General features: G+C 61.6%; 18 protein-coding genes. 13 read left to right on the top strand and 5 right to left on the bottom strand.

Features of this window, described 5'->3' with window-relative positions; translation table 11 throughout:
* Positions 1-393 precede the first annotated feature (393 nt).
* Entirely contained in the window at positions 394-1905 is a 1512-nt protein-coding gene (locus BH683_RS10840) for a sugar transferase (RefSeq protein ID WP_084836271.1), read from the bottom strand.
* Between the two features lie 979 nt (positions 1906-2884).
* On the bottom strand, positions 2885-3640 hold the full coding sequence (locus BH683_RS10835) for an SGNH/GDSL hydrolase family protein (protein WP_084836270.1): 756 nt from the start codon (positions 3638-3640) through the stop codon (positions 2885-2887).
* Between the two features lie 867 nt (positions 3641-4507).
* Between BH683_RS10835 and BH683_RS10830 the strand changes: the two genes are divergently transcribed.
* Complete coding sequence (locus tag BH683_RS10830; RefSeq protein ID WP_084836269.1) at positions 4508-4876, top strand: hypothetical protein; 369 nt, start codon at positions 4508-4510, stop codon at positions 4874-4876.
* A complete protein-coding gene (locus BH683_RS10825; RefSeq protein ID WP_084836268.1) occupies positions 4873-5244 on the top strand; it encodes a hypothetical protein in 372 nt (123 codons plus the stop codon). The genes BH683_RS10830 and BH683_RS10825 overlap by 4 nt, the downstream gene beginning before the upstream one ends.
* Positions 5245-5256: 12 nt before the next feature.
* On the opposite strand, the gene BH683_RS10820 is transcribed toward BH683_RS10825, so the two are convergent.
* Entirely contained in the window at positions 5257-5721 is a 465-nt protein-coding gene (locus BH683_RS10820) for a YdcF family protein (protein WP_246833309.1), read from the bottom strand.
* 150 nt (positions 5722-5871) lie between these two features.
* Entirely contained in the window at positions 5872-6915 is a 1044-nt protein-coding gene (locus tag BH683_RS10815) for an alpha/beta hydrolase family protein (RefSeq protein ID WP_084836266.1), read from the bottom strand.
* Between the two features lie 756 nt (positions 6916-7671).
* Between BH683_RS10815 and BH683_RS10810 the strand changes: the two genes are divergently transcribed.
* The 11 genes from BH683_RS10810 to BH683_RS10760 all read left to right on the top strand — a co-directional run bounded on the left by BH683_RS10810 (position 7672) and on the right by BH683_RS10760 (position 20519).
* Positions 7672-7902: a hypothetical protein gene (locus tag BH683_RS10810; RefSeq protein ID WP_084836265.1), complete on the top strand. Its 231-nt coding sequence runs from the start codon at positions 7672-7674 to the stop codon at positions 7900-7902.
* A 248-nt stretch (positions 7903-8150) separates the two neighbouring features.
* Complete coding sequence (locus BH683_RS10805) at positions 8151-8792, top strand: hypothetical protein (protein ID WP_084836264.1); 642 nt, start codon at positions 8151-8153, stop codon at positions 8790-8792.
* Positions 8793-9481: 689 nt separating this feature from the next.
* A complete protein-coding gene (locus tag BH683_RS10800) occupies positions 9482-10759 on the top strand; it encodes a nucleotide sugar dehydrogenase (protein ID WP_084836263.1) in 1278 nt (425 codons plus the stop codon).
* A gap of 3 nt (positions 10760-10762) precedes the next feature.
* Positions 10763-12268, top strand: a complete 1506-nt coding sequence (locus tag BH683_RS10795; RefSeq protein ID WP_084836262.1) for a glycosyltransferase — start codon at positions 10763-10765, stop codon at positions 12266-12268.
* 100 nt (positions 12269-12368) lie between these two features.
* Complete coding sequence (locus BH683_RS10790) at positions 12369-13991, top strand: polysaccharide deacetylase family protein (RefSeq protein ID WP_084836261.1); 1623 nt, start codon at positions 12369-12371, stop codon at positions 13989-13991.
* Positions 13991-14806, top strand: coding sequence for a hypothetical protein (locus tag BH683_RS10785; RefSeq protein WP_143696039.1), 816 nt, complete (start codon positions 13991-13993; stop codon positions 14804-14806). The genes BH683_RS10790 and BH683_RS10785 overlap by 1 nt, the downstream gene beginning before the upstream one ends.
* Before the next feature lie 1219 nt (positions 14807-16025).
* A complete protein-coding gene (locus tag BH683_RS28935; protein ID WP_246833308.1) occupies positions 16026-16505 on the top strand; it encodes a hypothetical protein in 480 nt (159 codons plus the stop codon).
* A 51-nt stretch (positions 16506-16556) separates the two neighbouring features.
* Positions 16557-16766, top strand: a complete 210-nt coding sequence (locus BH683_RS10775) for a hypothetical protein (protein WP_084836258.1) — start codon at positions 16557-16559, stop codon at positions 16764-16766.
* 57 nt (positions 16767-16823) lie between these two features.
* A complete protein-coding gene (locus tag BH683_RS10770; protein ID WP_084836257.1) occupies positions 16824-18446 on the top strand; it encodes an HNH endonuclease signature motif containing protein in 1623 nt (540 codons plus the stop codon).
* 160 nt (positions 18447-18606) lie between these two features.
* Positions 18607-19920, top strand: coding sequence for an EAL domain-containing protein (locus BH683_RS10765; RefSeq protein ID WP_084836256.1), 1314 nt, complete (start codon positions 18607-18609; stop codon positions 19918-19920).
* Positions 19921-20084: 164 nt separating this feature from the next.
* Positions 20085-20519 carry an STAS domain-containing protein gene (locus BH683_RS10760; RefSeq protein WP_084836314.1) on the top strand — a complete coding sequence of 145 codons (435 nt, stop codon included), beginning with the start codon at positions 20085-20087 and terminating at the stop codon, positions 20517-20519.
* A gap of 130 nt (positions 20520-20649) precedes the next feature.
* Here the strand turns inward: BH683_RS10760 and BH683_RS10755 are convergent, their stop codons facing one another.
* On the bottom strand, positions 20650-21216 hold the full coding sequence (locus tag BH683_RS10755) for a TetR family transcriptional regulator (protein ID WP_084836255.1): 567 nt from the start codon (positions 21214-21216) through the stop codon (positions 20650-20652).
* Positions 21217-21241 lie beyond the last annotated feature (25 nt).

Genomic DNA, 21241 nt, shown 5'->3' with positions numbered 1-21241 from the left:
CACGCCCCGCCGCGCGATCGGGCATTCGATGTCGATGCCTGCGTCAGCGGAGGCTGCGGATCGTCGAGACGTCGAGGCGCGGGCGGCGCCAAGCCGGAAATCTGAGATTCGCGCGCCGACTGCATCCGAATCCACAGCTGAGGTGCTCGCAGACTCGCTCCCGCGTGGCGACCACAAGTAGCCACAAACCTGTCGCCATCGCAGACGAGGTCTGGCGACTTGAGACAGCTGGAAGCTCCGATCGGATCAATCCCACACTCACTGAGCACGCGCACGCTACGGGTGTGCATCGGCCTGCCGTTCATCTCGCGATGTCCGGCGCTGCGCACACTTTGCCTGAACGCGGGCGACGCAGAAGGGTTCATGGTGCAGACGAATAGCACTGTGACCCGGTCAGTAGGCACCGTCACTCCGTACGACTGCCTTTAAGGTCCGCCAAAGAATCATGGCGTCCTGCATGATTGACCAGTTCTCGACATATGACAGATCGAGGCGCACCGACTCGTCCCAACTGAGATCCGATCTGCCCGAGACTTGCCAAAGTCCAGTAATTCCTGGGCGGACCAACATGCGGCGTGTGACAAGTCCGCTGTACTGCTCCACCTCCGTGCGTAGGGGCGGGCGCGGGCCGACCAAGCTCATCGACCCTCCGAGGACATTAAACAGTTGTGGGAGTTCGTCAAAGCTAAACCGACGCATGAACTTCCCGACAGGAGTTACTCTCGGATCATCTCGCATCTTGAAGAGAACGCCTGCGCCTTCGTTTAGTTGTGCGAGTGCCAGCTTCTGTTGGTCCGCGCCATCTATCATTGTGCGAAACTTCCACATCTGGAACGGTTCGTTGTTGAGACCGATCCGTTCTGCGCGGTAGAAAGTCGGGCCTCTCGACCCGAACTTCACCGCCAGCGCACATGCAACCATGACCGGTGTGACGACGAGCAAAATCACAGCCGCACCGAGACGATCGAATGCAGCCTTCAGAAATTTGTTTGCTCCTTCATACCGAGGCTTGTCGATATGGAGAAGCGGAAGGCCCGCGACCGGTCGAACCATCATCCGCGGGCCCGCCACGTCCGCAACACCTGGCGCGATGAGCATGTCGACGTGCAGGCCCTCGAGATCCCACGACAATTCACGCATCACCGAGTGCCCTAAAGTTTCGGCACAGGTCACTGCAACCGCCGTGGCCCCCGACTTCTCGACTCCGTCCCTGGCATCGCTGCAGTCGCCGAACACAGTCAGGTTCCTGTCCCCAATAGTCACATTCTCCCTGTGACGCGCTGGATGGCCCGGCGGTACACAGAGCCCGACCACCTCCAGGCCCAGACTCGGATTCCTGTCCAGATGAGTGATCAACGGGGCTGCGGAGCTTGGACTTCCGACAACCAATACCTGGTTCATATTCTGGCGGTTGCGGCGCTCGCGAGCGAGGTTCCAACGCCAGCACCACCGAGCGAGAAGCAGACCGAGCGTGCCTGCTGGTAGAGCGATCGCCAGCAGACCTCGCGCGACGTCCCACTTGAACAGTAGGTCGACTATTGCTAGCGACCCGAACACGGCGAACGACGCCCGAACTATCCGGCTGTATTCTTCGGGCCCTGAACCCACAATTCGTTTGTCTGTGCTTTGTACCACCCGGAGAGCAATGACCCACGCAACGACAAACCCCAACGAGACGAAGATGCCGGGAGTGTTAAACCTACCGATCGGATCGAGCACGGACGGGAATCCGAACCGCAGCTGCTGAGCACCTAACACTGCGACTGCGACGACCAGTGCGTCCAACATCTGGACTCGGGCGACATACGTATCGGCCCAGGTGTTGGGTCGAGGGCGTATGTCGACCGGTGACACCTGCGAAGGCGTCCGCCAGTCGGTGCTCACCACTTTCGTACTGCGTGTCATCTCTTCCTCCCCGACGCTCCAGGCGGCCAGCGCTCAGCGTGCGAGCGATGGCCGATTCCCGACCACAGCGTCAGGCAGGGCGTCGAAATATAACTATAAAGTGGCCGCGACCCCGTCTTATTTGGTTTCGATTTAGCCGAATAAGGGAAGAGTAGCGCCTTCACAATCGTTTCGCGACCCAAGTGAGTCAATGATATTTCTCAATTTTAGTATTACATAACCTTAATTATAGTTTTGTGGTTTACATCACTTACTTCGCAACATGTCCGCCAAGAGAACACCGTAACGCGGATGCGAAGAGGAGGTTACGCGCTACGAAACCGTCTGCCGCGCAACACGCCTGGTGACTGAGCGGGATCAGCACGTGCGCGACGCCTAAGTAGCGATTTGACAAGTCACGGCCCTGGGTTTCAATTAGGTTTCGCAAAAGAAACCGCGATGTGGCCCCTAACTCACAGCACAGAATCAATGCTTTCGCGACTCGCCGACGATTAAGCCCCACGCAATTCGGCGTAGTCACTATCTATACCGACGTTGGCAAAATGTCGCCATCAACGGATCCGAGGCATGGCACATCTCACCAAGATCGGAGCATCAGGCGCACAGTCTCGACGCTGGCGATGATCGTCACGATCATTTATAGCCCACAACTGGAGTTATGTCTATCTGGAGGCCGCCGGCCAACGTCCACCCCTGGGTCAGCTCAACGAAGGTGCATGACCAGGCTCGAAACCAAACGGCTTCTAAGAATCAGTAAGCCACGGGAGCTGAGCTGGACGATGTGTAACCCAGCCGCGGACGTGCCGACTTCGGGTCGACCGTGGCGCGGCAGGTGCGACCTCGAAGAACTGCGAACACCTGGTACTCGCAAGTCCGTCGAAGCTGCCAGCTCTGGAGCCTCGACAAATGCTTCGTAGGCGGCCCACAGCTGTGTGGCGACTCAGCTCAGATCATGACACGCAAGCTTTGCGCCGCTAACCTACTTGGCCTCAACTGGTGGCGCCGGAGTTTCTATTTCGGGCAGCACCGCATTCATCTGCTCAGCAATAACCTTCTGACCTGCATCGGTCGGGTGAGCAGTGTCGCCCTGGAGCAAGCCCGGCGTTGACAGCCAGTTTGCCGCGATCGCGTCCACGAACGTCAGGCCTAGCTGGTTTGCAGCCTGTCGCACCGACTCGTTCACAGCTAGCACTTCTGGCGTTGGCTTTTTGTAGTCCCATATCGGCCCAACTACGATCACTTGGCTCTCGGGTAACCGCGTGGTTAGGTCTGTCAGCAGGGCAAGGGCTTCCTTCGCAACTACTGCAGGGGCCGCGTTAGAGTCATTGCGGCTACCAGCTACAACCACGATCTCGGGGGTGTTTCGGACCGCCTCGTTCAGTTTATCCGCGAAAGCACGGTGTTTCGGGAGTCCGTTGACATAGCCACCGCCACCCCCGGCCGCGTTGGTCAGCTCCCAGCCTCGCTCATGGGCAACAATCTCGGGCCAAACGGTCGTGTTCTTGGGCGTACCTTTTGAGACCGCGTCTCCAATAACCGCTAGCCGGACCACGCCGTCGTCAGGCAATGGCGGCTCAGTGAATGTAAAATCCGAGGCGGTAGCTGGGACTGGTGCGTTTTTTCGTGACTGGTCGTACGCGAACCCGCCCGCAAAGAGCACTATCACTAGTCCCAGAACTGTAGTTCCGATCGCAATCTTTCCTCGCAGGCTCCGAGAATTTCGTCCACCAGTCATGGCTAGATCATGCCTCCTAAGATCACGGTTGGCTTGGTTCCGAGGTACCCTCCGGCCTCCAACTCAATGTTCAGGCCGACCGAAAACATCTCTGCTGCAGCGGCTTCCTCATACATTTAAGTCAGTGTTCGACTGCACGGCCGCAGCCGTCAAATAGGCGGCTTTCCGACGACTGGAAGATCAACCATGTATACATCGAGAAGGAGTCGCCGCTGAGCTACCGCTGGGGTCACGGCCGGATCAACCATATACGGGGCGAGGAAGCTACGCACATGCAGAACGCTCAAATCAACGATCCTCCCGAAACGCAGTCCCACTCCCATTGCCGACGGAAGGCCATTTGTATTTATGATCTACGTGTTGTTCGCGGATGAGCGGGTGACAAGGGTCCGTACAGACTGCGACCCAGGTGACAACAATGACCGAGGCCGAGCCCTGAGCCTTGCCGACCGCCCGGAGCGGCTAGGCCAACCGCATCGTGTCGGGCATCCCGGCCCTGAACGAGCTATTCCACCGCCCCGCTGGTACATTTCGCTGTCTGCCGCGGTTGGGCCTTAGTATTGTCCAAAAAGACCACCGATTAATGTGCTTGAGGCATTCTGTACATGGTCGGACCGAAGTCCATCGGTTGTAAATATAAATGTCGAAAGGATCGAGCATGTCATCAGAGCTGTTCGGGTTCATTGAAGTTTTTGGTCAGATCATTCAATTCGTTGTCACCAGCCTGTTTGCAGGTAGCTCGGGCGGATAAAAGCATTGACGGACCCCGGGGTCTCCGGGGTCCGTACCCGTCTTGACGGTGGTGGAGTGACCAATCCCCCAACGCCGCCGGCTGCTCGACTACGCTTCCGCACCTAAACTGGTGCTATGCCCCAGCGCGCCTTCCGCGGCATCGAACTCATTTGCGCCGCAACGGGCGGTGCTTTGGGCGCCGGAGCACGGTTGCTGCTCGATGAGTGGTATCCCGGTCCTCGACACGACTTCGCTGTCAGTCTGATCGCAATCGGTGTATCCGGCGTTGTACTCGGCTCGTTGTCGACGGGCGGGTATCGACGAACTATGCGCTGGTTCGCGCTCGGCTTCTCAAGCGGACTAGGCGCTCTTAGCGTCGCGGTCGTTGTTGCCACAACATCCACTCACGTCTGGATGTCCGTCGCGTATCTCGTCGCAACAGTTTTCGTCGCCACCGGCGCGATCGCCACGGGCCGGCTCACCGCCCGACTCGGCGCTCGATGAGTCCTTTTCTCCAAGTCACGCTGGGTGGCGCCGCAGGCGGCGCCTTCGCCTACTGTGCCCTCACGTTGTTGCCGTGGCGGGACCAGCGGATAGTCCTCGCGCTGAACGCGTTCAGTGCGGCGCTCCTCGCCGTCGCCGTGGCCGGCGAGTCGCAAACATCCTGGTCGGTCACCACCGCAATGATCGGATTTTCGGGGGCCAGCTCGTCGCTTGCGGTGATGTCGACCCTCCCACGCCGGATCTCCGTACAGGGAGTGGGTGCGATCTTCGTGGCCGTCCTACAAAATGTCGCGATTTCTGCACTGGCAGCGGTTGACGCTTACTTGATCAGTCACATCGTTTACACGGTGTACGGCAAGCTCACATGAAACGACTGCGCGCTACAGAAAACGATCGCACCCCACCACCGCTGCCTTCACAAAGCCCACCACCTGGTAGGCATACACGCTCTCCCACTTCGCCAGTGAGAAGTCATAGGCGCGGGGAACTCCAGTCATCGTCACCCTCCCCGTGAAGCACTCGGAGAAAACGAAGCGTGCCCGCAAGAGGTGATACCGCCAGCTGATGACGATGACGTGGTCCCATCCGAACCGTTCTGCCATCTGCTGGGTGAAGATTGCCTCACCACGAGTGGTTCCGGGTTGCGGCTTGAAGCAGACGACCTCTACTTCAGCGGTCGAGGCAGCGCAGGCCTTCTTCATGACCTTGTCACCGGACCAGTACGGGTTCGAGAGTAAGACGGTGTCGGCATATCCCCGTGTGGCCAGGTCCAGTCCGTATGCTTCACGGCCGTCGTGTTCACCACCGAGAACAACAATCGCATCTGCCCTGGTCACTGGATCCATGTGACCCTTGGTGAACAGCAGGTAACCCGAAACTCCCAGCAGCACAGGCAAAACGACGAGAACAACACAGACTGCGATCAGTAACCTTCGAGCCCATTTCATTGGTACTAATCGTAAGGCTGGTCGGCCTCATCCGCTGACCGCGGAGCTTCATCCCAAGCCCAGCGAACTCGACAGCATCGGCCACGACGCGTGGAAATCATCGTTCCAGTAACTCCAGGCGTGAGTACCCGTCAGCCGGAAGTGCGTGGTCGGACGCATACCCAGGGCAGTCAAACGGATCGCGAAAGCACGGGTGCACCCGTTGGTCACCGCCTCGATCGCGCCGCCAGCGATGATCTGGTCCGCCAACTTGGCTATATCGCCACCGATGTAGGAGTTGTTCAGTCGATCGTATTGGCCCGGCAGGCCGCTGCCCGCCGACAAGAAGACTGCCGTGCCCCGCAAACGTTCGGCATGAACCCACGGATCGTGAGCGGCCCATTCCGGATCGTTGGACGGCCCGTACATGTTTTCCGGGTTTCCCACCCCGACGTGGTTCATGGTGATTCGGATCAACGCCTGCCCTACTGGGTCGCTGACGTTGGCACACGCGCTGTAGGCGGCAACACCGTCGTAGAGGCCAGGTTTCGCGATCGCTAACTGCAAGGCTGACGTTCCTACGCGCGACATCCCCGCCACCGCGTTACGCCCGGTGGTCCCGAGCATGTTGTCGATCACCGGTGGGAGTTCCTTGGTCATGAACGTTTCCCACTTGGCGATACCCACATCGGGATCAGGACTCTTCCAGTCCGTCCAGTAGGCGTTGATGCCGCCTGCGGGCGACACGATGTTGACGTGAGCATCGTCGAGGTACTGGGCGATGTCGGTGGACGCATACCTGCCGCCACCATCGAGCAGGTACAGAACCGGGGCCGGCGTTGCCGTGTCCTTGGGCCGCCGAATATGCACAGGCACCGAGCGGTTCATCGCACTCGAGTACACCTGCACCACAGATTCGCGTTCTGTTCCCACCGCAGCCCGGTTCAATATCGATCGATCCCGCTGAGCCAACTGTTGATCCCAGTATCCGATGTCACCGCTGGAGGTGGCGCTCGAGTCCGGCGCCACCGGTGCGGCACCCACCGTCGGCGCGCCCACGGCGAGGCACGCGGCCAACGCCGAACAGAAAGCTACACGGATGACTTTATTCATACTCCCCGACTTTTCGATGGACCCTCAGTGGGCGTCTCGAACGATTGTCCGTCACTGCGACCAGATTCGCATATCGGGGTAGCCACCATTCAGCACGCGCGCCTGAAGTCAAGATGGTTGTGCAACAACACTATGCAGTGACTGATACGTGAAACCTCGGCGACGTCGTCCGTTCGCATGAACCTCAGTGAGGCCCCGGCACTCAAGTGCGGTTTCGATTGTCAGCGAAGAAGACGGAGATTCGACTCTCGATTTTGTCGGCGGAGCGCAACCGCTTCGTCCTCGAGATCGGCGTGGCTGATCACCCGTCCGATGAGCATTGCACCCACCATCGCCACGAGTACCCAGAGAACGGCACCAATAGCGATCCACCACATGTCATTCAGTATGGACAGAAAAGGACATCAAACAGCCTCGAAAGGATTACGTGTCGGTCACATGATTGATTAAGTGTGCGCAGTTTCCGGCAAGAGATCTGACACATCGCCAATGCAACGACCGTCAGAGCAGACGTCGGGAATGACCTCCGACTGGACGCCCGCGCCTCACCGGTGTGGAAGTCGACGCGTGAAGTGACGTCACTTCTGCCCGAGGCCTGAGACGACTTCCGCCGGGCGGGCATTTTCTGCAGCTTCATCGCCGCTTCCGGAAATCACTATGCCTAGAATTCGGACATTCCCGGTCAATTTATGACCGTAACAATCAATTCCTAGATCTGGCTTTCTTTTCCAGTTCTCAATGGTCATAATTCTGCAAATGTGGTGGTTGAGCGGCATCGGGGCCGTCGTCTGGATACTGGTGTCTGTTGCTGTCGCGTTGGCAATCGGTCGGATGGTCAAGCGCGCTGATGCGCGAGAGCAGATTTATGCCGAAGTGCCTTCCGTCATCGCATTGTCGAGCAACTTCAATCGCGAAAACGATTCCCTCTCAGCAGAATTGCGTGAATCCGCCGCTCCTGTGGACATCCCGCAGTCGCTGCGTGCCTGACGTCGCCGGCAACAAGGGACACGCCAGTCTTCCCACCAGACGGCGCCGCTCGCCTCGTTACTGCGAGTAAGAAATCCATGCGTCCAGCCCCGGACGTTGTTGTGGCTCATTAAATTGATCGGTCGCCCCTTCCCTAATTATCGACGCGTTTAGCAGTATCTAGCCTTGGGCAGACTGCCTTTGATTAGAATTTCTATGCGCCGAGATACGTGCGCCGTAACCCGACTTATCCTCTTGGGGGGCCTCGAATGGGTGAAACGACGACCACGTTCATGCACACAGCCCGCCGGGTCTCCGGTATCCCACCTGAGCTCCTCGGCGTCGACCCTGAGGAGGGCGACCCCGTCGCCCGGGCGGTCCAGCAGCGGCAGGCTGACGCCCTGTCTGCCGCGTTGTGGGTTGCTTCCTCCTACGTGATGGATGGGCTCTTCGAAGACCTTGCAGGCAGGTCCATGGCCGATCCCGGAGTGTCGCTGACCACAGACGGAACCATCCTGCCCTTCCTACCCAGACGCTTCGCGCACGAATACGACTTTCGATTCATACAGAAGCTGATAGTCGCGGCAGCCGACCTGTTCGCCCGGCTGACCCGGGAGTGGTCACCACCGGACTGCGTCGCCCAAGAGTTACTCATTCGCGTGCTGTTCGACCACGTCCAGTTCTACAAAGACACCTACGGCCTCGACCTGGCGGACGACTGGCGGTCCACACTCGCACGGGAGTTGCTGGCAGGCGCCGATCACGACCATCTCTACCGCCCTGACGCGAGCGATAACGGCGCGGGCCGCCGCAGCGGAACCGCGGGCACACTCGACAACTGGTTCGAGCCATTCGACGGCAAACGGCTGCCGCCGTATTTCGAGACGCTCGAATCTCGCGAGTGCCGGTAGTCGAACCGGACCTGCCTTTTAGGGCACTTTTGATCGTCTATGTCATTGCTGGACAACGGCACTGACGAATCACGCCTACCGCCAGGAACGGTTCGTCTCAGATGGTGGGAACGACCTGCACACAGCCTTCCTCGCACTGTTTCGATGACTGGGTTCTCAGCGAACGAAGGCCAATTAACTAGAACCTGAGTCCAGAACCTAGGACGCGTCGACGGTCAGCTGGGGGTCGGCGCGCCGGCACGTTCAAGGATCGGCGACCGTGACGGTCATAAGTTCGCTTACGTCTCACCAAAATCGCCTCCACCCCGGCCGTCGACCCCGGAATTGCGAATTGTCTGCAACTTCATCTCCATTCTTATTTCAATGAGTGTTGTGTCAAATAGAAAACTCTTGGGTTTCGGAAACCGTGCGAACCCAGCCAGGCCAGCCCGTGGACCCAACAGATGAATCGGCGGCAATTCTTTTCTCGAGCGGGGTTTTTCGCCTGTTTCGAGTACAGTTTGCGACGGATCTAGGCAGGAAGTCGCGTACGACTGCGCGAACACCAGCTGTGCGGGGTCACCGTCTGAACTGATCTGAGCGACATTTTTCCTCGAACGTTCAGTCAGATCGAAACTCCGCCACCGGATTGCATCGCACTGCGCGACGCCCTGCCCCGAATAGATCCGGCGATTATGGAAGGCAAAGTAATGAACCGTTCGGGCAATGCTGTGGTTGCGGTAGTCGGATTGGGATATGTCGGCGTGCCGACGGCAATGTCGTTGGTTGCGGCCGGCCACCGGGTGATCGGCTTCGACGTCGCCGTCGAACGCCTCACCAACATCGCCGAAGCGAACATCGACCTCCCACCGGCCGATCTCACCCGGTTGCGTACCGACCTGGCCTCGGGACTTCTCGAACTCACCGTCGATGCGAACCGGATCAGTAAGGCCGACACCGTCATCGTGTGCGTACCCACTCCCGTGGACGAGAGCCAGGCGCCTGAACTGACGGCCCTGCACTCGGCCTGCAACACCGTTGTCGCGCAGGCAAGAAGTGGTCAGAGCATCATCCTGACGTCAACGACCTACGTTGGTTGCACCCGTGAACTGCTGGTGGGTCCGTTGACTGATCGCGGCTTCGTGGTGGGCCAGGATGTGTTCGTTGCCTTCTCACCTGAGCGCATCGACCCTGGTGTCAGCGGTCACTCTCCCACGGCCACCCCGCGAGTGATCGGTGGCGTCACACCGTCGTGTACCCATCACGCCGCGGAGACTCTGGCCGCCACCGCTGCCGAGTTGCACGAGGTGTCCTCCCCCGAGGTCGCCGAGATGACAAAGCTGCTCGAAAACACCTTCCGGGCCGTCAACATCGCCTTCGCCAATGAGTTCGCGGAGGTCGCCGAGTCGATGGGGCTGCCGATCACCGAGATCATCGACGCCGCGGCGACGAAGCCGTACGGCTTCATGCGGTTCACACCGGGGCCCGGCGTCGGCGGGCACTGCATCCCCTGCGATCCCCACTACCTGCTGTGGCAGTTGCGGCGTACCAGGGGCAGCGCCCCGATCACCGAGGCGGCGATGGCCGGCATCGTGCAACGCCCGTCGGCGATCGTGAGCAAGATCCGCGCCCGGCTCGCCGATGCGGGTCGGCCGATGGCCGGCTCCCGCGTGCACATCGTCGGCGTTGCCTACAAGTCCGGTGTCGCCGACGTGCGTGAGTCCCCCGCCCTGGAAATCATCACCGACCTGACTCGCGCCGGTGCCATGGTCACCTACTCGGACGCCTTTGTCCCTGCCATCACCATTGACGGCAAACGGGTTCCGACCTCGTCGAGCGAGGCCGCCGAGTCGGCAGACCTGATCCTCGTGCACACCCTCCATCCGGGTGAGACCGAGTGGTGGACCTCGGGTCACGACACCGGTCGGCCGCAGGTGCTGGACATGACCTTTCGTTCCGAGCCTCGCCTCATCCCGGATATGCACTGACAGATGGTTATTCAGCACTCGGCTCGGTCATCGCGGACCGAGCCGGTACAGACATGGACGCCGCCCACTGGGTCAGCTGCGCAGATAGATGCAGACACGTGGGGCGCACCGCGTCCGCGACGTCGATGGTTCGACAACTGGGACCCACACGTCCGCAGAGCCGCCAAGTTCCTGATTGCGGTACTCGCGCTGACACCGCTGTTCGCTCTGCTGGCCCGGCAGTTTCCCGAGATAATCTTCGATCCGTGGATCATGTTGTACGGGTTCGCAGTGTTGTCGTCGACCATCTACGCCTTCGTCCTCGCCTACGCACGGTACGAAGACCCGGCCGAGTCGCGGCACTCCAACCACGTTGCGCCGCTCAGTTTTCCGCCCCTGCCGGCAGTGCCCACCGTGAGCTTCCTCGTGGCGATCAAAGACGAACGCGACGTGATCGAGCGGTGCGTGCGGTCGATGGTCGAGTCTGACTATCCCGGCCTCGAGGTCATCGTCGTCGACGACGCCTCCACCGATGGCACCACCGAGATCTTGCGACACCTCACCACCGAGCTGAACTTCACGCTGATCGAACTCGAGCGCAACGTCGGGAAGAAGAACGCGTTGGTTCGCGGCGCCGAGGTCGCCACGGGCGAGGTGATCGCCTTCACCGACTCCGACTGCGTCCTGGCACCGGATGCGTTGCGCCGCTGCGTCGCCGCCCTGGTGTCCGAGGCGGACCTGGGTGCGGTGTCGGGACATGCGCGCGCGCTCAACGCCGACTCCACCCTGCTGACCAAGATCCAGGACACCTGGTACGAAGGATCGTTCCGCGTCGTCAAGGCCGCCGAAGCCTCCCTCGGTTCGGTGACCTGCGTGTCCGGGCCGCTTGCGGTGTTCCGCCGCGACGCCATCTGGAACTACCTGCCGGCGTGGGCCAATGACCGCTTTCTTGGCGGCGAGTTCAAATTCGCGACCGACCGCCAACTCACCGGATACGTCCTGGGCCAGAAGTGGCGGGGCCGGGCGCTCAAAGAGCAGTACCCGGAATCCCATTTTGTCGCCGCGATCGACTACCCCGAGCGTAAGTGGCGGGTCGGCTACGTACGGTCGGCGAAGGTATGGACCGTGGTGCCCGAGTCACCCCGCGCCTTCTTCAAGCAACAGGTGCGCTGGAAGAAGAGCTTCATCCGGAACCTGTGCTTCTCCGGAACATTCATGTGGCGCAGAGGGCTTCAGCCGTCCGTCCTCTACTACGGGCACGCTGTCTGGGTCGCGGCCGCGCCACTGATGGCGATCCGGCACATGATCTGGGCACCCGTCAACGGACTGTGGCTGCTGACCGCCCTCTACCTGGGTGGCATCTTCATCAAAGGCTGCGCCTGGGCCGTGGCGTTCGCCGTCGACAACCCCAACTCGACCCGCTGGCGGTACCGGCCGCTGATGGGACTCATCTCCACACTCTGTCTGTCCTGGCTGCTCCCCTACTCACTGCTCACGATTCGACGCAACATCTGGTCGAGGTCACTGTGAATCTGAAGTCCAGGAAGCTCTTACGCGCACTGTTCAGTGTCGCGTTCATCGCGTCGGCCGTCGTGGTCTACATCTTTGTGCTCAGCCGGGGAACGCTCCTATGACGTTGCTCGAACGACATCGCGCCGCGACCGCGCAAGCGCACATCACCCGGTCACGCGGAGCGGCGCTGATGCCCGAGCTCGGCCCACCGACCCGCCGGGGGCACGTCGGGCACCGGTTCACAGCGCTCATCGTCCGGGTTCTGGCGATCGGTGTCGTGGTGTCACTGGTCGCCTCGGCAGTTGGTATCTGGTGGTGGCAGAAGTACATCGGCTTCCGTGAAGACACCGCGGCGCCCACCTTCACCTCCGAAGACACCGCCTTGTACGCAGGGTGGGCCGCCGAGAACACCGGCCGTCTCGGAGCAGGATTCGGCGCGGCTCCCCTGGTGCTGACCTACCACGACATAAGCACCGACCCCGACGCGGGCGAGTACGTCATCACCCCGGAAGCCTTTGCCGCGCAGATGAAGATGCTCCACACCGCCGGCTACCGCACCTTGACCGGCAAACAGTACGTCGACTACCTGTTGGGGGCCTCCACCCCACCGAAGCAATCAGTGGTGATCACCTTCGACGACGGCACCTCCGGCCTCTACAAGTACGCCGACACCATCCTCGACGACTACGGCTTCAGCGCCGTCAGCTTCCTGATCACATCATCGGTGAGCACTCGGCAGCCGTACTACCTGACCTGGCAACAGATCAACCGGATGCACGACTCCGGACGCTGGTCCTTCCAATCCCATACCGACGATCTGCACTACCGCACCACCGAGAACGGGCAACTACTCCCGACCATGGCCGCCCACGAGACAGTCAACGGCCAGGTCGAAGACGACGCACAGTTCCGCGAACGCATGCTCCTCGACGTCGAGGCGTCTGAACGGAAGTTCGCTGCCCACGACCTCCCTGCACCTCAACTGTTCTCCTATCCGTTCTCGGCTCCGAGCTCGCGGATCAGCAACTCTGCCGTCGAGATCTCGTCGCAGGTCATCCGCGATCACTATGCCGCCGCCTTCACCAATCAGAGCCACGCGATCGCGCCGGCACCGGTCTCCGCCGAACAGGTCACCCCGCTCGAACGGCTGGAGATCAAGCGCGGGGACACCGAGCGTCAACTGTTCGACCGCATGCGCGGAGCCCAGACCCTGCCCGTCACCGCGATGGACCCCGTTGCCGTCGACAGCAGCTGGCTCGAACCCGGACGCTACTTCCGAGGTCCGATCGATGACGGTGAATTGGCCTCGGGCATCGTTCGATTCGATGCGGACACGCTGACCTACACCGAGGCGCTGTGGGCAGCACAACGCACCGACCAGTGGACCAACTACACGCTGACCGGTACCGCCGTCGACATCCGCCGCGGCATGTCCACCGGGTTGCGGGTGCGCACCGGCTCCGGTACCGATCAATCGGTGCGGCTGATGGTCAGCCGGGACCGCGCCACCGTCACCGACAGCGCCAACCGAACACTGGCCGGCACGGTGCTCCGCGACAGTGCCACCCACCGCGTCAAGGTCACGGTGTCGCCGCAAGAGACCAGGATCTGGGTGGACGGCGCGGTGGTGGCCACGGTGCCCTCTCGTGACGGACGCGGTGGCTTCAGCGTGATCGGCAGCAGGACCGCGGCGGCGCAACCGTTCCCGGCGTGGACGGATCTGCAGATAGAACCCCGCTGATGCCGCAGCACCTGTCTCGACGACGAGCTTTGGGCCTGGGGCTAGGGGCCATCGCGGCCGGGGGTCTCGTCGCATGCGGTGGAGGTCAACGATCACCTGCCGACACCCGCTGGGCGCCGAAGTTCGCTGCGGGACGAGGCCTGGTGACCAATGAGTACGCACTCCGCCGATCCGAAACGGACGGCGCGGTCACGTCACCGGACTGGACCGTGACCAGCGGGTCACTGTTCCACGACGGCGGGTGCGGATGGAGCGGCCCGATAGACGGCAATTCACCGGACTCGGGCTCGTCGAAAGCGACCGGTTCGGCAGTCCTGAGAGCTCTGTCCAAACGCGACGACTTCGCCCGCTTTTCGATGAGCTGCGAGCTGTGGGCAGACGAGCCGACCGAGACCGAGCGGACCCCGGAGCAGGACTACGACGGTGTTCATCTCCTGTTCGGGTACCGCTCACCCGACGACCTGTACGCAGTGACCCTGGTCCGGCGTTCGGGAACGATTGTCTGGAAGCGCAAGGCTCCCCGGGGCACCGGCAGGGGTGTGTACCGCACCATCGCCACGGCACCGCTTCCGGCGGCGACACGCACATGGTCGCATTTCACAGCGGACGTGGGCATCGACAACAACTCGGTATCTCTCGCGGTCCGTCAGGATGGCGAACTCGTCCTCGGTGCAATCGATATCGGAGCACGGCAGTCGCCGCCCCAACTGCGGCCCGGGCGAGTTGGCTGGCGCGGAGACAATACCGAGTTCTGGTTTCGGAGTTTGTCGGTCGCGCCTACCGAGACTGCCGCTGCGAAGCCATCGGCCGAGTAGGCCACGTCATTTCTGCAGTCTCGGCGGATCTCACAACCCCTCCGCTATCCAAGTCGCGGAATTCTTCGATTGGGCAGTTCTCAGCGTTCTTCTTGCTCGTGGTCAAAGACGGATGGCAGTCACGGCGAGCGCGCCAGGAAAGTGTCGGTCCTGCCGAAACGAAATGACCCGGTCTCCCGGGCTGCGAAGCTCCGGAAGACCGGGTCAGCGGATCAAACCCCCCGATTACTTATATCGGGAACTGTTCGGTTACGAGCCGAATGTCTCGATGACGAATGCGATGATCTCGAGGATGTCCAAAGTGAATACTGAGGTCATGAAGTCATACTCCTTTAAATGTCAACATACTTATCCATGATAAGAGTTGAGGACGGAATAAAGCATCGTGCCGACTCAGCATATCGATTCTTTCAGAAACAGGTGCGGCGAATTCGAATTAATTATTCGAATTCGCCGCATTTCCTGCGAGGACCGGTGACGATTTAGTCATCGCTAGGGGTCAGACAACCGCGTTCAATCAGTGGTGAAGCCTGGTGAAACTCAGGTTAGCGACTCTTCTGCAACAGGATTCGCAGACGAGGACTGGACCCCAGAGATCACTGCACTCCGCCGACGAAGAAGAGCAGGAGGTCCATCGCCCAGGGAGTGGTGTTCAGGAAGCCATCGATAGCGGCGTCAATCGCGGTGTATGTCGACATTGAAGTCTCCCTCGGGTTCGTGTGTTGTCGCCGGCGTTCGGTGCCGGCGTAGCTAGCGTTACGGCACATCGTCGCACGCTCGCCGCGTCGCATTCTGCCTGGGCCCGGCGAACCCTGCAGGCCGGGGTCGGCACTGATGTGCGGTGGCCGCCCACCGCATGGTGCTCAATCAAGGGTGGTGCCGCCCAGAGTGTCCGGGCGGCACCACCGAATGGATAGGGATCAGTCACCTGGCGGCGACTGGACTACTGAGTTGCATACCCCGGCACGACCATCTGACCGGGCGCAATGAAGCACAAGCTACGTCGATAGGCACCTCCCTCATCGTCCTGGCCCCGCCACCTGGATGGCGCGACCACATCGCTGTGGGAAATGTTTTAGCACCCACTCGTGCCGCTCGCAAGACTCTCGGCGAGAGTTTTTCGACTCAATATTGCTCAACCACAGCACGACTGATCTTTGGGCCACGTCGGCAGGCCACCGAGCGCCTGTTCGGGGGCCGAAGCACGCATACTGAACCGGTGAAAATTCTTGTGGTGTGCACCGGCAACATCTGCCGGTCGCCGATTGCCCAGCGCATGCTCGAACAGCGGAGCAGCGAACTCGGATTGGGCTGGACCGTCTCCAGTGCCGGCACCCGCGCCATGAACGGCCACGACATGCACCCCGAAAGCGCCCGGGCTTTGCGAGCTCTAGGCCTCGATCCACTTCCCTTTGCTTCCCGCTTTCTCACCCCTCCCCTCGTAGCCGAGAGCGACCTGGTCCTGTGCCTGGCCCGCGACCACCGGGCAGCAGCACGCCAGTTGGCGCCGATCCGCTGGCGCACGATCATCACTCTCCGCGAGGCCGGCCTCGACCCTGCCGCCGGCGCCGATCGCAACGCTGCATCCCTGGACATCGCCGATCCTCTGGGCAAGCCGGCCGCAGAGTTCGACAGGGCCGCGGCCGAGATCGCCCAGGCGGTCGACGCTGCGATCCCCGTGATCACCCGAGGGCTGTAACCGAGACATAAAGGCCGTTTCAACGAATCTCATCTCGGCGATACTGGGGCGATGACGGAACACTCGCATCGCACGCCCGAAACCATGAGCGACGACGAACTCGTGCAGCACATAAAGGACCTGAGGGCGCGCGTACAAGCGGCTTTCGACAGCACTACGCCCGAGGGCGATCAACTCGAGCACAACGGCAGCCGAGGCGAACTCGAGCACGCGAACGAGGTCGCCCGCACTCGCAGCATCGACGTACCGCCCGGACGGTAGTCGCGTGCAGACGGAGCCCGGCGACCGTTGTCGGAGGCCTGTCCTATAGTCGAACACATGAGCGAACCAGTCGACTTTCTCGACGTCATCCAGCACATGGATGCCGCCGAGCTGGTCGCTGCGCGCGAAGCGATCTCGCAGCACCTGAGTCAGGTGTCTCTGACGTCGCTCTCGGACGAGCAAGTGGTCGAGACCGCACAGATCGTCGAGACCGGGCGGCGCCGCGAGGACGCACTCTCGGTGCGGTGGGCGCTGGAACTGCGCGAGCGCGGTGTGGCGGCCAAGCGCGGGTTGAAGCCGGGTAAGTACCTGTCATCTCTGTTGCGGCTCAACGTCGATCACGCCGGCGCACGCTACAAAGCCGCCGAGCGGATCGGCCACCGCCGGGAGCTCTCCGGTGACCTGCTCCCGGCCCCCTACCCGGCGACCGCTGCCGCGATGACCGACGGTGCCATCGAGTTTGCGCACTACCGAGTCATCCACAAGACCTTGAAGGCGCTGCCGGGAGTTCTACGAGTCCCGGAGATGTGGTCGAAGGTCGAAGCTGATCTGGCAGCCTACGCGCGCACCATGTCGCCTGAGGACCTGACCAAAGCTGCCCAGCGACTGATCGCCTACCTCAACCCGGACGGCGAGTTCACCGACGACGCTGACCGCACCCGCGCACGAGCATTCAAGGTGTCAGGACCCGATTTCGATCACATGTCCGGCATCACCGGCACCCTCACCCCTGCGACCCGGGCGCTGTGGGATGTCGTGGCCGAGAAGTGGGCCAGGAAGGGTATGAACAATCCCGCTGACCCGGAATCCCCGAGCGGCAATAGCGATATGGCCGACAACGACGTGCTCGCCGCCGCCGCAGAACGCGACGACCGCTCGCAAGAGCAACGCAACCACGACGCATTTCACCGCATGCTCGAGCACGTGGTCGGCTCGCGGGCCGTGGGCCAGCACCGGGGGCAGGCCGCGAAAGTCGTTGCCACCATGACCCTCGAGGAGCTGGAGAACGAGGTCGGGATCGCCACCACCGCATCCGGCGGAACCCTGCCGGTCCGGGATGCGCTGGCGCTCGCCGGCTCCAGCCGAAAGTTCCTCGCACTCCTGGACAACGCTCACCGGCCGCTGTTTCTCGGTCGCGAGGCCCGACTGGCCTCCGCCCACCAGCGCATCGCGCTCATCGCAGCCGAGCGCGGCTGCTCCCGCCCAGGATGCGACCAACCAGCGACTCGCACCGCCGTGCACCACATGCGCGAATGGAAGAACGGCGGCTATACCGATATCACTGTCCTCACCTTGGTTTGCGACCCCGACCACGGGCAGATACACGACGGCGAGCACGGGTGGATCACCGAGATCATCACCTCCGAAACCGGCCCGCCCGGGTGGGTGGGTCGAGTCGGGTGGCGCCAACGAGGCACCGACGACCCCCTCACTCCCAACCACACCCACTTTCCTGAACGTCACTTTCAGGAGACTGTGGCTGCCCTGCGCGCACAAGACGAAGCCGAAGAAGCACACGCCGCCTGGTTCCGGCAGAGAGCCAAAGAAGAACTCTTCGAGGCCAACTGGCAGACCGAACACCCGGAGTGGCACGCCGAGGAGCAACGGTGGATTGCCGAACTCGAACAGTTGCCCGATCCGGAACCGCCGCCCGGCGACTGGTTCACCGACGCAGCTTGAGCTTGCACGATGGGACACCTCTGCGCGCCTCGGGCCGCGCGGGTGGACTCAGGCACACTCATCGCCCCGAAAAGACGCGTTGTGACCCCATTTCTGTCACATAATCGGTAATACTCATACTTCGGCAGACTCAACCCCTGAGACCCCGAGGAGTCTGGCCATGACCGACGACGACCGCCGCGCACGCTCGGCGTCGCACTACACCCAGTTGGCAACGACGCCTGGACTGACTGCGGTTGTCGACTTGGCCGCTCAGGTCACAGGATTCCCGATCGCCCTGGTCAACGTGGTCGACGGCGCCCATCAGTACACCATCGCCGCCCACGGAATGAGCGCTGGCCTGATAGTGCCGCTGCGCCTGTCTGGATGTGCTCGAGTCGTCGCCGGCAATGCGCCGATAGTCGTCGCCGACGCCGCCGACGGCGGTGGAGATTCGGACCTGATAACGCTCATGCGCGATGTGGGGTTTCGCGCCTACGCGGGCGTTCCTGTGCTCGGACGCGAGGGCCTTCCGGTGGCCACCGTGTGCGTCCTCGATCAAGATCCGCACTCAGAGCAGTCCATCGACATCGCGGCGCTCGAGCGATGCGCGATCCTTGCGGGTGACGCGCTCGACGCCGCACGATCGCGAGGGACCAACTTCTCCCCTACAGGTCTGTCGAACGCAGACGTGCACGACACCGCGGTGAGGACAATCGGGATCGGCGTCGGCGAAGTGGCGAACGCAGTCGACAACGACGAGATCGTGCCCTGGTACATGCCGATCATCGATCTGGAGAACGGGAATCTCATCGCAGTGGAGGCCCTGGCGCGGTGGCTCCACCCCACCCTCGGCGTTCTGCCGCCGGGCGCCTTCGTGCCGTTGATCGAGAACACCGATCTGATCATCGACTTCGATCTGGCCATCTTGGCGCGGGCACTCGACGATCTGCAGCGGTGGCGGTCCACTGACACCGAGGCTGCCAACGTGAGGGTCGCCGTCAACTTCTCCGCCCACCACTTCTACCGTCCGGACTGCGCCGACCGCATCGACAAGGTGGCCACCGACGCCGGTATCGCAGCGGAGTCGATCATTCTCGAGATCACCGAGACCGTCGCCGTTCCCACCACGGCACTGATCAACTCCCGGGTCATCAACGACCTGCAGGAGCGTGGTTACATCGTGGTCCTCGACGACATCGGCGGCCCCTGGCTGCCTGCCGAGCATCTCCTCTCGTTCGGCGTCGACGGACTCAAGGCCGATCGCGCAGTCGGTTCGTCGCTCCAGACCCCCACCGGTCGCGCCATCGCGCGGGCGCTGACCGCGTTGACCGCCGAACTCGGTCAGTTCTTGGTCATCGAAGGCATCGAAACAGCCGAACAGGCGCAACAGGCCCGTCTCATCGGCGCCAGTTACGGACAAGGCTTCTATTGGTCCGCCGCGCAACCCGCCCATGCCTTTTCTGCGTTCCGTCTCATCGGCAGGCCGAGCTGACCGCTTACAAGGCGGCCCCCTGACCTGCAAAAAGGCCGGGTTGTTACCCTCCGGTAAGCATTCTGTGGCATCATTGAACCCGGTGCAGTCCGAGCCATTTTCTGACAGTCGTGTCTTTCGCGCACGACGGGTCAGCACAGTTGGTCGTCGAAAGGACAACCACCGTGCATACACAATCATCAGCTCTAATTTCTAAAAGCAACACTCTGAAGCCTCACAGGGGCGCCCCTCTCGGCGTCCTCACCCTGCAGCGACAGGGTACGACCATCCTCTCGGTCAGCGGCGAGATCGACCTGCTGACCGCGCCCCAACTCACCGAAGCAGTGCTCGAGGCACTCAAGGCCGAATCGCGTTGCCTGATCATTGATTTGACAGGTACGACCTTCTTGTCCTCAGCGGGCATGCAGGTCCTGATCGACGCCCAATCCGCGATGTCACCGAGCGGACATCTGGGTATCGTCGCCAATGGTCCCGCGACAGCAGGAACCATGAAACTCATTGGTCTGGACCGTATTCTGACCATCTCATCCACCGTCGACGCTGCGATCACAACGTATATCCACGCTGACCGCGACGACACGGAATCTCTTATCGCTTGACCGTCAGGCACTCCGCCTGAAAAATCTGCTCCACTTTCAGTAATCTGCTCCACTTCCAGTGCCCTGGAAGTGGAGCATTTTTGCGAAAGTGGAGCAGATTTTTCAGGTCTCGGTTGTCTAAGCCCCAGTTCTACGCGTTGGAATGGGCTTGCAACATGCGCTCCACTGCGGTGACGACCGCTTGCCTGTGAGCGGCGACCCCATCATCACCGTCTAGGTCTTCATCAAGCCCCGTAAGCCCTTTCGGTGACAACTGCCAGGCCTGCGCAATGGCGTAGATGAAGACCAAGACATCAACGGCGGACAGCGGTTGGGCCACCGCCGTCGCCACAGCAAGCGCCTTGTCCCGATAGATCTCACGCGGCTCAGCAGTGACCTCTGGCCGTTCGAGCTGAGCCCACATGCTCAGCCGGAGCACTTCGGGAAACCGCTGATGATGATCGAACACGTCACCGGCCCAGCCGGCAAGGTCGTCTGGCCGCGGAGGGACGTTCTCGGCCATGCGTCGCAGAGCCTCTGCCAGGGTCGCATCGAACAACCCGCTCTTGCCCCCGTAGTACGCGTAGATCATCCGAACGTTGCTCTGCGCCTTGGCGGCGATCCGCTCAACGCGCCCACCTGCAAACCCGTGCGCAGCGAACTCTTCGGTTGCCGCAACAAGGATTCGATCTCTGGTGGCTTCGGCGTCGCGGGCCATTGACTCTCCTATGCATCGAGTTGAC

Source organism: Williamsia sp. 1138, assembly GCF_002095435.2.
GTDB lineage: Bacteria > Actinomycetota > Actinomycetes > Mycobacteriales > Mycobacteriaceae > Williamsia.
Note: the sequence above shows the minus strand (reverse complement) of the source record. Positions and strands in the feature narration are given on the sequence as shown.

Excerpts from the sequence above, each read along its gene's own strand:
- BH683_RS10795 (WP_084836262.1), top strand. The coding sequence starts at position 10,763 with ATGGTTATTCAGCACTCGGCTCGGTCATCGCGGACCGAGCCGGTACAG.
- BH683_RS10810 (WP_084836265.1), top strand. The coding sequence starts at position 7,672 with ATGTGGTGGTTGAGCGGCATCGGGGCCGTCGTCTGGATACTGGTGTCT.
- BH683_RS10765 (WP_084836256.1), top strand. The coding sequence starts at position 18,607 with ATGACCGACGACGACCGCCGCGCACGCTCGGCGTCGCACTACACCCAG.
- BH683_RS10830 (WP_084836269.1), top strand. The coding sequence starts at position 4,508 with ATGCCCCAGCGCGCCTTCCGCGGCATCGAACTCATTTGCGCCGCAACG.
- BH683_RS10840 (WP_084836271.1), bottom strand. The coding sequence starts at position 1,905 with ATGACACGCAGTACGAAAGTGGTGAGCACCGACTGGCGGACGCCTTCG.
- BH683_RS10775 (WP_084836258.1), top strand. The coding sequence starts at position 16,557 with ATGACGGAACACTCGCATCGCACGCCCGAAACCATGAGCGACGACGAA.
- BH683_RS10805 (WP_084836264.1), top strand. The coding sequence starts at position 8,151 with ATGGGTGAAACGACGACCACGTTCATGCACACAGCCCGCCGGGTCTCC.
- BH683_RS10820 (WP_246833309.1), bottom strand. The coding sequence starts at position 5,721 with ATGGATCCAGTGACCAGGGCAGATGCGATTGTTGTTCTCGGTGGTGAA.
- BH683_RS10755 (WP_084836255.1), bottom strand. The coding sequence starts at position 21,216 with ATGGCCCGCGACGCCGAAGCCACCAGAGATCGAATCCTTGTTGCGGCA.
- BH683_RS10770 (WP_084836257.1), top strand. The coding sequence starts at position 16,824 with ATGAGCGAACCAGTCGACTTTCTCGACGTCATCCAGCACATGGATGCC.
- BH683_RS10790 (WP_084836261.1), top strand. The coding sequence starts at position 12,369 with ATGACGTTGCTCGAACGACATCGCGCCGCGACCGCGCAAGCGCACATC.
- BH683_RS10825 (WP_084836268.1), top strand. The coding sequence starts at position 4,873 with ATGAGTCCTTTTCTCCAAGTCACGCTGGGTGGCGCCGCAGGCGGCGCC.
- BH683_RS10785 (WP_143696039.1), top strand. The coding sequence starts at position 13,991 with ATGCCGCAGCACCTGTCTCGACGACGAGCTTTGGGCCTGGGGCTAGGG.
- BH683_RS10800 (WP_084836263.1), top strand. The coding sequence starts at position 9,482 with ATGAACCGTTCGGGCAATGCTGTGGTTGCGGTAGTCGGATTGGGATAT.
- BH683_RS10835 (WP_084836270.1), bottom strand. The coding sequence starts at position 3,640 with ATGACTGGTGGACGAAATTCTCGGAGCCTGCGAGGAAAGATTGCGATC.
- BH683_RS10815 (WP_084836266.1), bottom strand. The coding sequence starts at position 6,915 with ATGAATAAAGTCATCCGTGTAGCTTTCTGTTCGGCGTTGGCCGCGTGC.